General features: G+C 71.5%; 13 protein-coding genes. 6 read left to right on the top strand and 7 right to left on the bottom strand.

Annotated features, from left to right (window positions below; genetic code table 11):
• Nucleotides 1-12: 12 nt before the first annotated feature.
• The 4 genes from ACR9Y5_RS06145 to ACR9Y5_RS06130 all read right to left on the bottom strand — a co-directional run bounded on the left by ACR9Y5_RS06145 (nucleotide 13) and on the right by ACR9Y5_RS06130 (nucleotide 6,379).
• Nucleotides 13-3,771, bottom strand: a complete 3,759-nt coding sequence (locus tag ACR9Y5_RS06145) for an AAA family ATPase (protein WP_481297131.1) — start codon at nucleotides 3,769-3,771, stop codon at nucleotides 13-15.
• Between the two features lie 106 nt (nucleotides 3,772-3,877).
• Entirely contained in the window at nucleotides 3,878-4,438 is a 561-nt protein-coding gene (locus ACR9Y5_RS06140) for a hypothetical protein (protein WP_481297130.1), read from the bottom strand.
• A gap of 52 nt (nucleotides 4,439-4,490) precedes the next feature.
• The gene (locus tag ACR9Y5_RS06135) at nucleotides 4,491-5,759 is read right to left on the bottom strand and encodes an MFS transporter (RefSeq protein ID WP_481297129.1); all 1,269 of its coding nucleotides are present in this window, start codon (nucleotides 5,757-5,759) and stop codon (nucleotides 4,491-4,493) included.
• The gene (locus tag ACR9Y5_RS06130) at nucleotides 5,756-6,379 is read right to left on the bottom strand and encodes a helix-turn-helix domain-containing protein (protein ID WP_481297128.1); all 624 of its coding nucleotides are present in this window, start codon (nucleotides 6,377-6,379) and stop codon (nucleotides 5,756-5,758) included. The genes ACR9Y5_RS06135 and ACR9Y5_RS06130 overlap by 4 nt, the downstream gene beginning before the upstream one ends.
• A gap of 74 nt (nucleotides 6,380-6,453) precedes the next feature.
• On the opposite strand from ACR9Y5_RS06130, the gene ACR9Y5_RS06125 reads away from it, so the two are divergent.
• Nucleotides 6,454-7,899 (top strand): MFS transporter, encoded by a 1,446-nt coding sequence (locus tag ACR9Y5_RS06125; RefSeq protein ID WP_481297127.1) that lies wholly within the window; start codon nucleotides 6,454-6,456, stop codon nucleotides 7,897-7,899.
• Nucleotides 7,900-7,918: 19 nt separating this feature from the next.
• On the opposite strand, the gene ACR9Y5_RS06120 is transcribed toward ACR9Y5_RS06125, so the two are convergent.
• Nucleotides 7,919-8,557 carry a class I SAM-dependent methyltransferase gene (locus ACR9Y5_RS06120; protein WP_481297126.1) on the bottom strand — a complete coding sequence of 213 codons (639 nt, stop codon included), beginning with the start codon at nucleotides 8,555-8,557 and terminating at the stop codon, nucleotides 7,919-7,921.
• A gap of 127 nt (nucleotides 8,558-8,684) precedes the next feature.
• On the opposite strand from ACR9Y5_RS06120, the gene ACR9Y5_RS06115 reads away from it, so the two are divergent.
• Both ACR9Y5_RS06115 and ACR9Y5_RS06110 read left to right on the top strand, forming a co-directional pair.
• A complete protein-coding gene (locus ACR9Y5_RS06115; RefSeq protein WP_481297125.1) occupies nucleotides 8,685-9,590 on the top strand; it encodes a DsbA family protein in 906 nt (301 codons plus the stop codon).
• A gap of 121 nt (nucleotides 9,591-9,711) precedes the next feature.
• The gene (locus ACR9Y5_RS06110; protein WP_481297124.1) at nucleotides 9,712-10,035 is read left to right on the top strand and encodes a hypothetical protein; all 324 of its coding nucleotides are present in this window, start codon (nucleotides 9,712-9,714) and stop codon (nucleotides 10,033-10,035) included.
• Between the two features lie 61 nt (nucleotides 10,036-10,096).
• Here ACR9Y5_RS06110 and ACR9Y5_RS06105 read toward each other — a convergent pair whose 3' ends face one another.
• A complete protein-coding gene (locus ACR9Y5_RS06105; protein ID WP_481297123.1) occupies nucleotides 10,097-10,699 on the bottom strand; it encodes a TetR/AcrR family transcriptional regulator in 603 nt (200 codons plus the stop codon).
• Between the two features lie 132 nt (nucleotides 10,700-10,831).
• Between ACR9Y5_RS06105 and ACR9Y5_RS06100 the strand changes: the two genes are divergently transcribed.
• The 3 genes from ACR9Y5_RS06100 to ACR9Y5_RS06090 are packed head-to-tail and all read left to right on the top strand — an operon-like array spanning nucleotide 10,832 to nucleotide 12,590.
• Nucleotides 10,832-11,428, top strand: a complete 597-nt coding sequence (locus tag ACR9Y5_RS06100) for a DUF6230 family protein (RefSeq protein ID WP_481297122.1) — start codon at nucleotides 10,832-10,834, stop codon at nucleotides 11,426-11,428.
• Between the two features lie 2 nt (nucleotides 11,429-11,430).
• The gene (locus ACR9Y5_RS06095; RefSeq protein WP_481297121.1) at nucleotides 11,431-11,883 is read left to right on the top strand and encodes a DUF6114 domain-containing protein; all 453 of its coding nucleotides are present in this window, start codon (nucleotides 11,431-11,433) and stop codon (nucleotides 11,881-11,883) included.
• Entirely contained in the window at nucleotides 11,880-12,590 is a 711-nt protein-coding gene (locus ACR9Y5_RS06090; protein WP_481297120.1) for a hypothetical protein, read from the top strand. Before ACR9Y5_RS06095 ends, ACR9Y5_RS06090 begins: the two co-directional genes overlap by 4 nt.
• A gap of 3 nt (nucleotides 12,591-12,593) precedes the next feature.
• Here the strand turns inward: ACR9Y5_RS06090 and ACR9Y5_RS06085 are convergent, their stop codons facing one another.
• Nucleotides 12,594-13,214 (bottom strand): DnaJ family domain-containing protein, encoded by a 621-nt coding sequence (locus ACR9Y5_RS06085; protein ID WP_481297119.1) that lies wholly within the window; start codon nucleotides 13,212-13,214, stop codon nucleotides 12,594-12,596.
• Between the last annotated feature and the right edge of the window lie 53 nt (nucleotides 13,215-13,267).

Here is a 13,267-nt window from a genome sequence, read left to right as displayed (position 1 = left end):
GGGGAGCAGACCCTACGGCAGCGGCGGCAGCGTGATCGGCGCCGTCTGGGCGTCCGGCTCCGCCTTGCCGATCAGCGCGGCGATGCGGCCGGCGACAGCGTCGGGGTCGGCGAACAGCTCGAAGCTGTGCACGCGCAGGTAGTGCCAGCCGAGGCGGCGGAGCACGTCCGGGCGCAGCCGCAGCGACTCGCGGAGGCTGCCCTTCGACACATCCTGGTCCGTCTCGACGACCACCGCGCGGCCCTCGTGCGCGGCGACCAGCGTCAGCTTGCCGCGGTAGCCGAGCTGCACGTCGAGGCCGCGGCGGGCGAGCCGCTTCGCGAGGTCCTGCACCATCGGGTCGGCGTCCGGGCTGAGGTACTCGGGCGCCGCCGCCTGGATCTGGTCGGCCTCCCCCAGCACCTGCGCGAGCGCGGCGATGCCGTGGCGCATCCGGGACTCGTCGATGTCGTCCGGCTTGAAGCACGAGACGATGTCCATCCCGCGGCGTCCGCGGGTCATCCCGACCGCGAGCAGGCGGTCGCCGCCCGGCTCCGCAAGGGCGCCGAAGTTCGACAGCAGGCGGCCGTGCGGGGTGCGCCCGTAGCCGATGGAGAAGATGACGCGGTCGCGGCTCTGGCCGACCGACTGGTCGAGGGTCACCACGGTGAACGGCTCGGCGCGCTCGCCCAGGATGAAGTCCGCCAGCTCGGTCCGCTTCGCGAACGCCGCCAGCACCGCCTGGTTGACCCGCACGGCGTGCCGTTCGCTCGCGGTGATGACCATGAGGGATTCGCGCGGCCGCTCGGTCGCGTGCGCCAGCACCAGCTCGACCACCTTGGCGACCTCGGCGTCCGTCGACTCGACGGCTCCGGTGTCGCTGTCGGGCATGCCCTGGCCGCCGGTCACGTAGTGCAGCGCGAGGCTGCCGTGCCCGAGGTAGGTTCCCGCCCACGGGAGGGAGTCGATCATGCCGCCGTAGAAACGGCGGTTGACGAGCTCGGCGAGGTCCTCGCCGCCGGCGCGGTAACTGCGGCTGAGCGTGTAGACCGGGAGAAGCTCGGAGAGGCGGCTGAGCGCGGAGTCCGCGTGCAGCGCATCCACATCGACGTCCTCGACCGTCGTGCCGTACTCGTGCACGCCGATGTCGAAGCGCGACGGCGTCTGCGTCACCGGGTCGCCGAATGCGACGACCTGCTTGGCGCGGCGGATGACGGGCACGTTCTCGGCGAGGCTCGACGCGCCCGCGTCCACGAGCAGAACGGCGTCGAAGCCGACCTCGCGGCCGATCGACGGAACCTCGTAGGGCGAGATCAGCCACACCGGCGCCAGCGGGCGCGCCAGGTGCGGCGCCGCCTCGTTGAGGGTGGCCGCGGTCGGGATGCTCGACTTCAGCAGACGCTTCAGCGCGGCCGCCTCGTCGGGCCAGTCGACGATGCCGATCTTCCAGGTCTCGGCGAGCATCCACGCGAGCTGCTTGCCCGTCGCCGAGGCGTGCGCCTCGTCCACCAGCCGGAAGTCGGCTTCCAGCCGGTCGAGCACGCCCGTGTTGGCGCTCAGCAGCGCGCGGTCGGAGGCGAGCAGCGACTCCAGGACCGACTGCCACCAGGCCAGCTCCAGCTCGGCGCTGACCTGGCTCTCTGGCACGTGCCGGATGGAGAGGTCGGAGATCAGCGGGTCGAGCTCCAGGTCGCGGAGCTGCGTGAGCAGCGCGGTGCGCTCCTGCAGGTTGGCGAGCACCTCCGACTCGGCGGCGAGACCGGCGACCTGGCGGGTCAGCTCCTCCACCGGCAGCGCGGCGAGGGACTGCGGGGTGCCGGTGCGGCGCAGCGGGATGTCGAGGCGCGCCAGGTCTTCGGCGACGCGCTGGTAGGCGACCTGCACATCAGCGATGCCCACCGGCACCTCGGGCACGACGCCGGCGACGGCGAAGCGGTTCCACAGGATGCGCTGCTGCTGGATGCGCCGCAGGCTCTCGTTGAGGTCGGTCACGTGAACGCCCGGGCGCACGTACTCCAGTGCGTGCTTGCGCAGGCGGCGCCGGTTGGCGCTCGACATCGACGGCGACTCGCGGCGGGATGCGGTGGCCGCGATCAGCTCGGTGAGCGACCGGTCGAACACCGACGGCGTGAACTTGTCGAGCGTCTCGCGGATGTCGAGCAGCAGCCGCAGGTACACTCCCAGCTCGGCGATGGAGGCGAACGGGCGCATCCGGGTCTGGCCGATGAGCGCCTGCGCGCGGTCGATGAGGCGCGGCAGCTCGGCGCGGTTCAGCTTCTTGGCGAGTTCGTGGGCGGCCTTGCCCTCCTCCGTGGTGGTGAAGGAGGCGCCGTACCAGGGCGAGTCGTCGGGGCCGTAGCGGAACTCGCCCAGCCGCGCGGCGCGGATCAGCGCGTCGGCGGAGGAGGCGCGGTCGCGCGCGAGGGCCTCGATGGCGTGCCGGCCGAGGCGGGCGGTGGTGGACGGCGGCGACGGCAGCAGCGACAGGCGCGACAGCTCGCGCAGCGCATCCAGCACCGACACGCGGAGCACGGCGTCGCGGCGGGTGAGTGCCCCGCGGTAGTCGACGAGCACCTTGCGGAGCCGCACCAGCGCCTCGTCGACGTCCGTGACCTTCGGCTGGGTCGCCTTCTCGTTGCGGGCGATCGACTGCACCAGGTCGCGGCGCAGGGTGCGCGGGGTGACCGCGAGCCCGGGCAGGCCGGCCTTGGTCAGCCGCTGCGCGATGTCGTCGAGGCTGGAGCGGCGCGGGCTCACCACGAGCACGCGCTTGTGCTGCGACACCAGGGCTCCGATCGCGTTGACGATCGTCTGCGTGCCGCCGGTGCCCGGGAGGGTCTTCACGACCAGCGAGTTGCCCGCGGCGATCTGCGCGACCACGTTCTCCTGCGTCTCGTCGGCGTCGAGCAGCAGGGTGTCGGTCGCGGGCGGGCGCTCGTCCTGGCGGATGGGCTCCACCGGGTTGAACGCGCCCTCGACGGTGGTGCGCGCTGTGGGGTTGCCGGCCAGCGCGTCCAGCAGCACAGTGTCGAGGTCGCGGGCCTCCTCGCTGAGCGCGGGTGCCACATCCGCGAAGGACGAGGCCACCAGGCGCGGCTGCACGTTGAACCACGGCAGGTGCGAGGTGAGGCCGCGCAGCCGGTCGATCACCGGCTGCGGCTTGAACACGCCGTTGGAGACGGCGAGCGCCACGAACGCGTCGGCGTCGAGCGTGATCTGGAATTGCTCGTTCAGGGCGCGCGCGAGCTCGGGGTTGAGGAACGTCTGCCCCTTGAGCTTCAGCTCGAAGTCGCGGCCGTAGCGGCGGATGGCGAGCGGACGCAGCAGGATCGGCGCGAAGTACTCCTCGGCGCCGTGCCGCCACTGGGCCAGGCCGATCGCCAGGTGAACCGACTCGATGCCCCGCACCGAGCGCAGCTCGATGCCTTTCTGGGTGATCGCGTTCGCGGCGGCGCGCGCGGTGCGCAGCGCCAGCTCGTCGCGGATGAGGCTCGACAGCAGCGTGCTCTGACCGGTGATGAACTGCGGCAGGCCGCCGGGATGCGTGGTGCTCAGCTCGATGCGGGTGCGCGGGCTGTCCTCGAAGTGGAGCAGCGGGGAGTCTCCCCCGATCGCCGCGATCTCCTCCCGCCAGCGCCGCCACACGGGCTCGGCGATGTTGCCGGCCACGAGGGCCGGGTCGCCCAGGCTGAGGGTGTGCGGGGAGGTGGTCGTGCGCGGGTTCAGGGCGTCGTCGTCTGCGATGTCCGACGTCGCGTCGTCATCGTCGGTCTTCCTGTCCAGTCGCCACACACGGACACCCTACGTTCACTTCCGCGGAATCAGCGGGAAATCGCGGGGGTTTCGTGTCAATATCACGCCGGGATGCGCGAGCGCGAGTCCCGGCGCGGAGGCGCGCTCAGGGCGACGGCGTCGAGGACGGCGTCGAGGTGGAGGTCGGCGTGGGCACCGGGACGGGCGTCAGCGTCCCGTACGGCTGCAGCGCTTGCGTGACGACCGGCACCTGCAGCCCGACCGAGTTGCCGCTGCTGGTGACCGAGACCGTTGTCAGCGAACCCGGCTTCGCGTCGAGCCCGGTGACCAGCGTGGTCTCGGACGGCGGATCGCCGAGCTTCTTGGTCGCGCGTGCCGGCAGCGACACCTGGATGGTCTGGCCGCCGGTCGGGATGATCGTGATCTCCTGCGCGTCCGTCTGGCTCTGGTTGACCAGCGTCATCACGAGGTTCGCGCTGTCGTCGTCGCCGGTGACCAGCACCGCGTTGCCGACGTAGACCTGCCCGACCGTAGCGCTCGCGCCGACGATGGCCGACTGGATGTAGAGCGTGTCCTGGGGCGCGAACAGGTCGCACGCGGTGAGCCCGGTGAGCGCGCAGACGGCGACGGCGCCTGCGGCGATCGTGCGGCGGAGCGCCGTGCGGCGGAGCGCCGTGCGGCGAAGCAGCGGTGATCGGAACGACATCATCCACCTCCGGGAGACCAGCGTGGCGCCACACTATCCTCGCGGCGGGCCGTTATGGAAGACGCTTGGCCCCCCGCAGCGCGACGATGCCGATCACTCCGCAGAGCAGATAGAGGGACGCCTGCACGTCGAGCAGCGGAACGATGTCGCCCGACCCCGCGAGCAGCCCGCCGAGCAGCAGCCCGAGCGCCTGCGCCGCGCCGTCGAGCGTCGTCACTGCCGCGATCACCCGGCCCAGCGCCCGCGGCGGGACGGCGGTCTGCACGAGCGTGATCTCGCCGGTCGCCGTGGTGACGGCCGGGAGCCCCATCGCGATGAACAGCCCGCAATACACCCAGAGCGCGGTGGTGAACGGGGCGAGGTTCCAGGTGAGGAGGGACAGCATCCCGAACACCAGGTAGCCGCCGCCGATCAGCGAGCGCGGTCCGAGCCGGCGGGCGAGCAGTCCCGTGACCAGGCCGCCGAGCACGCCGCCGATGGCCTGCACGCCGCGGATCACCCCGGCGCCGGTGTCGCCCGCGCCCAGGTTCTGCGTGACGTAGACGAGGAACAGCACGAGGAAGAGGCCCTGGGCGACCCCGCCGAGCGCAGCGATGAGCGCGAGGATGCGGAGGGTGCCCGAGCGGGCGATCAGTGCGATCCCCTCCGCCCACTCGCGCAGGATGCGCCGCTCGACCGCCACTGCGGGCTCGCCGTCCGCGGCGCTCCTGTCGTCGCCGTACACGCCGAGTGGATGCGGCCGGCTCAGCGCCACCAGCGCCGCCGTGATCACGTACGACGCCGCATCCGCCACCACCACGCCCGGCAGCCCCCACAAGGCGAACGCGAGCCCGCCGAGCGGCGACCCGATCAGCCGGGCCAGGTTGTCGCTGACCGCGATCAGCGCGTTGGCGCGCGCGAGCTGGTCGGCGCCGACGAGCTGCGGAGTCATCGCCTGCCGGGCCGGGTTGATGACCGCGCCGAGCACCGCCTCCACCGCAGCGACCGCGTAGACGATGCCCATCCGGTCCGCGCTCGCCGCCAGCAGCGGGAGCAGGAACAGCCCCTGAAGCACGGCGACGACGACGATCGTGCGGCGGTGGTCCCAGCGGTCGACGAGCACCCCGAGGAAGCTGCCGACGAGCAGCATCGGCACCAGTTCGACCAGGAACACGGTGGACGCGCCGAGCGCCGAGCCGGTCGCCGAGAGGGCGAACAGCGGCAGGGCGATCCGCAGCAGCCAGTCGCCGGTGTCCGAGACGAGCCCGGCCGACCAGACCAGCGCGAAGTCGCGGCGGAGCAGCGGGGACGGCGAGCGCTTCAGTGCCGGGACCGTGGTCATGGGTCCTCCTCCGCGACCCGTGCCGCCGCGATCGCATCCGGGTGACGGAAGGCGTTGAGGTGCAGCGCCACGACGTCGCTCCCCTCGGGAGCATCCGTGCGGGTGAGCCCGATGTACGGGCGGATGAGCGCATCCAGCCGCTCCCCCAGCTCGCGCAGCTCGGCCGGGGTCAGCTTCAAGGCGTAGCCGCTCAGCATGCTGGCCTCACGCCACTCCACCGGCTGCTCGTCGCGCTGCGCGACGGCCCGGTGCACCAGAGCCGCCTCGTCGTCGACCTGCCGGTCGGCGAGGGCGCGCTCGACGGTGTCGGCCCCGATCTCGAACTCGGGGTCTTCCGACCGCCCGAAGCTCAGCCCGGTCGACGCCGACCGCCAGGGACGCTCGCGGCCGTCCTCCGCATCCACCGGCTCGACCAGGCCGACCTTCGCGAGGGCGCGGAGGTGGTAGCTGCAGTTGGACGCGGTCGAGCCGACCACCGCCGCGCATTCGCTGGCCGTCCGCGGACCGAACGACATCAGGTGGTCCAGCAGCGCGAGACGGAGCGGATGCGCGAGCGCCCGCAGCGCGCGGGCGTCGGTGACAGTGGTGCGACGCTCCGGCCGTCCCGATGTGAAAGACATGTTTCAGATTGTCGCGCGCGGTTTCTTTCACGTCAAGCGGGAATGCAGGTACCAGGGCTACGTTGTTGACCGGTATGAACGAACCCACCCGAGCGAGCGTCGGCTTCCGATCGGAACGCGGCCCCATCCTCATCGCCCTCATGCTGACGACGGGGCTGGTGGCGATCGACTCGACGATCCTCGCGACGGCCGTCCCCTCGATCGTTCAGGACCTCGGCGGCTTCGCCCAGTTCCCGTGGCTGTTCTCCGTCTACCTGCTCGCGCAGGCCGTCTCCGTCCCCGTCTACGCGAAGCTCTCCGACACCGTCGGCCGCAAGCCGATCGTGCTCATCGGGATCGGCCTGTTCCTGCTCGGCTCGGTGCTCTGCGGGTTCGCCTGGAGCATGCCGGCGCTCATCGCGTTCCGCGCGCTGCAGGGGCTCGGCGCGGGCGCCATCCAGCCGATGTCCATCACCATCGCGGGCGACATCTACACGATCGCCGAGCGCGCCAAGACGCAGGGCTACCTCGCCAGCGTCTGGGCGATCTCCTCGGTCGTGGGGCCGACACTCGGCGGCGTGTTCTCGCAGTTCCTGTCGTGGCGCGGGATCTTCTTCGTCAACGTGCCGCTCTGCATCCTGGCTGCCTGGATGCTGATCCGCAGCTTCCACGAGAGCATCGAGCGCCGCAGGCACCGCATCGACTACGCGGGCGCGGTGCTGCTGACCGCCGGCACGACCCTCCTCATCCTCGCGGTGCTCGAGGGCGGCCAGGCCTGGGCGTGGGACTCGATCTGGAGCATCGGCGCGTTCGTGCTCGGCGGGCTGCTGCTCGTCGCGTTCGTACTGGTCGAGCGGCGGGCCACCGAGCCGGTGCTGCCGCTGTGGGTGTTCTCCCGGCGGCTGCTCGTGACGACCACCCTGATCTCGCTGGGTGTCGGCGCCATCCTGATCGGCCTCACGTCGTACGTGCCGACCTACCTGGAGGGCACGATCGGCGTCGCGCCCATCGTGTCCGGTCTCGCCGTCGCCGCACTGACGCTCGGCTGGCCGATCGCGGCCAGTGTGTCCGGACGGTTCTACCTGCGCATCGGCTTCCGCAACACGGCACTGCTCGGGATGAGCATCGCCATCGTCGGCGCGATCTCGCTCGCGCTGACCTCGCTGACCCCGTCGGTGCTGTTCGTCGCGGTCAGCTGCTTCGTGGTCGGACTCGGGATGGGGCTCATCGCGACCCCGACCCTGATCGCCGCGCAGTCGAGCGTCGCGTGGAACGAGCGCGGGGTCGTGACCGGCAGCAACATGTTCGCTCGCTCCATCGGCAGCGCTGTCGGCGTCGCCGTGTTCGGCGCGATCGCGAACTCGATCATCGCGGGCTCGGCCGGCGGCGCGAAGTCGCCCGAGACCATCCAGTCGGCGTCGACCGCGGTCTTCGTGGCCGTCGCGATCGCCACCGTTCTCACGATCGCCGCGGGCCTGGCGATGCCGCGCTCGCGCGTGGAGGACGTCGAACTGGGCCGCACGCCGGCGACGGCGGAGTAGCGCCGCCCGTCCGACCGGCTCACCCGGGGATGCGCGTGAGCACCACGAACTCGTTGTAGGTGAACGCCTTCCCGGCGAACCGCGGCAGCGGGAACGAGTACTCCCGCTCGACCACGAGCCCCAGCCGGTCGGCGAGCCGGTGCAGGCCCTCGAAGTCCGTGAACGCGACGTGCGTCGCGTCGCTCGCGTAGCCGCGCTCCTGGGGTGTGATGAAGAGGACGTGACCGCCGGGCTTCACATACGGCAGGTACATCCGCACCAGCTCGACCGCGAAGTCCGGGTCGACGTGCTCGACCACGTGCGCCAGCAGCATCGAGTCGAACGTGCCCGGCTTCGCGTACTCGGTCGCCGGGAACTCGTCGCTCGTGAACGACGTCAGCCCGCGCGCCCGCGCGATCGCGACCGACTCCGGGTTGTGGTCGACTCCGACCCCGTTGTTGCCCAGGTGCGCGAGGTTGCGGCCCAGGCCGCTCCCCACATCCAGCACCCGGCCCAGGTGGAGGCGTCGGATGTTCCAGCGGTAGGGCGCCTGCACGTTGAGGGTGCGGCGCCACCACGACGTGTCGAGGCGGTGCAGCCGCTCGGCGTAGTCGGCGCCGGCGGTGTCGCGGCCGTCCTTCGGCTCGCGCCCCGAGGCGCCGGCGGCATCGTCGGACATCAGCGGGCTCGATCCGTGAACAGCATGCCTCCACGCTAGGCCACGACGCCGCCCGGCACAGCGCCTTCAAAGCAAAACACCCCTACGATCGTGGAGGAACTGTCCACCGTTCGATGGGATGAGCTGAATGGCAACTGGCAGGGGAACCACGGGTCCCACGAAACGCGACCGCCGCGAGGAGGCGCGCGAGACCGCCAGGAGGATGCGCGAGGAGGCCGCCAAGAAGGCGCGCCGTCGCAAGATCGTCGTCCAGAGCTCCGTCATCGTCGGCATCGTCGCGGTGCTGGCCATCATCGGCGTGGTCGTCTTCACCAGCATGGGACCGGGCGCCAGCGCCGCGAACCCGAAGAACATGGCGAGCGGCGGCATCCTGCTCACCTCGCCCACGCAGGCCACGAGCACGCCCGCCATCCCGGCCGGCGGCAAGCCGACGCCCACCAAGATGGAGCTGAACGGCAAGACCGCGCACATCCAGATCTGGCTCGACTACCAGTGCCCCTACTGCGACCAGTTCGAGACAACGAACAACCCGCAGATCAAGCAGTGGCTGCAGGAGGGCTCGGCGACGCTCGAGGTGCACCCGGTCGCGATCCTCGACAGCAGCCAGAACAAGCAGTACTCGACCCGGGCGGCGGCCGCCGCATCCTGCGTCGCGAACTCCGACCCCGGCAAGTTCTTCGACATCAACGCCGCGCTCTTCGCGAAGCAGCCGGACGAGCAGACCGGCGGGGGCCTGAGCAACGCGCAGATCCTGTCGATCTTCAAGGATGCGGGCGTGTCGTCGAAGGCGATCACCGACTGCGTGAACAACCAGACCTTCGCGTCGTTCATCACCACGATGACGTCGGACGCGACCGGCAACTCGCAGCTGAGGAACCCGACCTCGGGCAGCTTCGGCACCCCGACCGTGTTCGTGAACGGCGAGCGCTACCAGGGCGGCTTCACCGACGCCGCCCAGTTCGCCGCCTTCAAGGACGCCGCCGTCAAGGACGCCGGCTCTGGAAAAACGATCACCTTCCCCACCGCCTCCTGAGCGCTCCGCTCCCGCCCCACCATCGAGTACACGATTTCTACACGCCCCCACGGCGTGTCGCGTGCAGAAAGTGTGTACTCGACGGTGGGGCGGTGGCGTTGAGCGGGTGTACGGTGCGGGCATGGAGCGAGTACCGGAGGACGGTGTCGAGGGCGTCGAGATCGGCGAAGGTGATGCGGGCGAGACGCCGGGGTGGGCCGACCCGGCCGACGGCGACGTCGACTACGCGCTGAACGACCGGGAGGCGGAGGCCGACTTCGCCGACGAGCTGGTCACCAACGACGCGGTCGCCGGCGAGACCATCTGGTCCGGACCCGGCGACGGCAACGACGGCCCCACCGGCGGTCAGCCCCGCGAGGCCGAGCCGGAGTACGACGAGCACGGCGACGACGACGTGGATGCGGGCGTGCTCACCGAGGAGGACGTCGAGGAGGAGGGCATCTAGCCCGCTGCGCTACCCGTCTGCGCTACCCGTCTGCGCTACCCGTCTGCGCTAGCCGTCTGCGCTAGCCCTCTGCGCCCGGCTCCAGCGCATCCACCACCCCGCGCGCGCTGCGCTCGAGGAACCCGACGATCCGCTCGGACGGCAGGTCGGTGCCGATCGCGCTCTCGACGAGCGCCTCCTCGGCGAACGCGATCCACGACCGCAGCGCGATGCGCAGCAGCTCCGTGTCCGGCACCCCGAGTTCGAGGAACACGGCGTGCACGCGCTCGGCCTGCTCGCCGCGCGCCTCCTCGACCACCGACCGCACCTCCGTGTCCCCGGAGGCGACGCCGCGCACCAGCGAGTAGAACGTGCCGCTGTGCTCGCGCACGAACGCGACGATCCGCGTGAGGGTGTCGTGGAGGCGCTCCAGCGGCGGCAGCCCGGCGACCGGCTCCGTCGCGTGCAGCATGCTGTCGCGCGCCGTCCGTACCACCTCCCGGTGGAGGCCCTGCTTCGACCCGAAGTAGTGGAACAGCAGCCCGCGCGAGACCCCGGCCTGGGCCGACAGCTCCTCGATGGTCAGCTGGTCCAGCGGGTTGTCGGCGAGGAACGCCACCCCCAGGGCGACGAGCTGCGCCCGCCGCTCGTCCGGCGTCAGTCGCGTCCGCCGGTCCGTGTCCATGCGTCGAGCCTATCCGCCGCCTCCCGGCGCGAGAGTGGCGACCTCGACTATTGACACGCGGTCAATAACGTCTAAGCTCGCTCGTGGACCTGACCGCGCCGTGGCTGTCAAGTCCCCCGAACAGGAGGATCGATGAAGTTCCGAAAGCTCGCTGGGTCGCACGCCGGACGGATCGCTCTCGCCGCCGTCCCCGTCGCCGTGGTCTCCACCCTGCTGATGGCCGGTGTCGCACAGGGCGCCGTGCCCGTCTCGTTCGCCGTCTCCGGCAGCCAGTTCCAGATCAGCGCCTCCAAGCTCGACGGAACCGGCTTCTCGCAGTACGCGGGCGTCGCCCCGGACACCGCCGGCAAGGAGCACCAGGTCGCGATCGCGAACATCAAGTCGGCCACCCTCTCCGATCTCTGCCAGTCGGTCGTCACCGACACCCCGCTCGGCAAGGTCGGCATGCTCATCACCGCGGGCGGCGGCGGCTCCCCCGCCAGCGCGTCCGACCTGCAGATCGGGATGACGGATCTGAAGGGCGACTCGGAGTTCCACAACATCCGCATCGGCGTCGACGCCTCCACCGTCAACACGACCGCCAAGGGCGCCGCCGGCGACTTCGCGCAGGACGCCGACACCGTCACCATCACGAACCTCCAGCAGACCGCGTGGAGCACGCAGGCCTCGGTGTTCACCCTGACGGGCATGCACGTGCAGCTGACCGACGGCTCGAAGGGATGCTTCTGATCGTGGCAGAGCACGCGACAGGCAACAGGGCGCGCTTCCGCGCCTGGCGGCGCCGTCGCCCGTTCGTGGGCGGCGTCCTCACCGCCCTCGGCGGAATCGAGCTGTTCTTCTCGGGCCAGCTCGACATCGGCAAGATCCATGTGCAGCTCGGCATCGAGGGGCTGCAGGCGACGATCATCCCGATCCTGCTGGTGCTGCTCGGCGTGCTCGTCATCGCGATGCCCGCGCACCGCATCTTCTACGGCGTCATCGCGCTGGCGGTCGCCGTGTACTCGCTCGTCGGGGTGAACCTGGGCGGCTTCTTCGTCGGGATGCTGCTGAGCACGGTGGGCGGCATCCTCACGGTGGCGTGGATGCCGAAGAAGGATGCGGCGGATGAGGAGGACGCGGTGGATGCGGTGGATGCGTCCGACGAGCACCCCGCGCCCACCTCCCGCGAAGGCACGACCGCATGAGGCGCCGCGGCTCGGGCGTCGTCGCCGGCGCGCTGATCGCGTGCGTCGCCGCGGCGCTCGCCGGTCTGGGCGCGGCACGCGTTCCGTCGTCCGCGCCGGCCGCCCTGTGCATCCCCCTCTTCACGTCGTGCAGCTCCCCGAGCCCGACCCCTACGCCGTCGCCGGGTTCGACCGCCCCGGCCGCCCCCGGCATCCCGGACCTGCCGCTGCCCGGCGCACCCGGAACCCCGGCCGTGCCCGGCACGACACCCGGCCCGACCGCTCCCCCGGCGGCCGCCGGACCGGACGCCGGCGCTCCCGTCTTCACCCAGCCGCCCGCGCAGCTGGGCAGCCGGTCCCTGTCGTTCTCGGGGCTGAAGGGCATCAGCGTGGTGACCGTTCCGCTCGCGGACGGCAGTCGCATCCCGGTGCTGAAGATCTCCGCCGACAGCATCACCATCGACGGCTTCAGCCTGACCGTGCGCAAGGCCACCGGGCCGAAGCTCGCGACGACCGCCGATCAGATGGCGCTGCGCGGCACCGTGCAGGTCTACGTGGATTCGGTGACCGCGACCGGCCAGGACGGCAAGAGCATCACGCTGGGCGCCGCCACCCCGCCGCCCGCCGACGGTCTGCCGCCGCAGCTGCTGCGCGTGACGCTCGGGCTCGTCGGCGTGACCGCGGACAGCATCCACTTCACCGCACCGCACCAGCACCTGACCGAGTAGCGGTCAGCGGCCAGGCGAGCGCCTCCGCCTGCGCCGTTCGCGCCAGGTGAGCGACTCCCACTCCTCGCGTTCGGCGCGGCGGCGGGCGTCCGCCTCCCGGATGCGCTGCTCGCGCCGCTCGCGCCAGCGCCGCACCTCCGCGTCGACGTCGCGCGTCGGCGTGACGACGGGCGGCCCGCCCTGCAGCTGTCGCCTCGCCTCGACGATCCGCCGGTTGAACGTCTCGAGGTGCTCGCGCACCGCGCCCTCGGACGCGAGCCGGTCGAGCTTGGCGTCGAGCTCCTTGTCCTCGGTGCGCAGCAGCAGCGCGGGAGGACCGAGCCCGGTGAGCTGCTCGCGCTCGATCTTGCGGCGGATCCACCAGTCCGGGTCGTGCGTCCCGGTGAGCCCGGGCAGCGGCTTGCCCGCCCCCGGGAGGTCGTCGAAGTCGCCGCGCCGCATCGCCTGCTGGATCGCCGTCTCGACGATCTGCGCACGCTGCTCCATCGACGGCTGACCGGCGTTCGCCTCCTCCACCTGCTCGCCGCGGGCCTCCGCGTCGCGTCTCACCCGGTAGCGCGCGGCCTCCACGAGCGGGTCGGACTCGCGAGCCGGGCGACGGGTTTCGTCACGGTTGCGGGCCATGTTTTCACTGTACGCCCGGCCTCCGACGTCGCGTACGGGTGTCGGCGGCCTCC

The organism is Leifsonia sp. KNZ13-11D (genome assembly GCF_056754895.1).
This window is presented reverse-complemented; position numbering and strand designations above follow the sequence as displayed.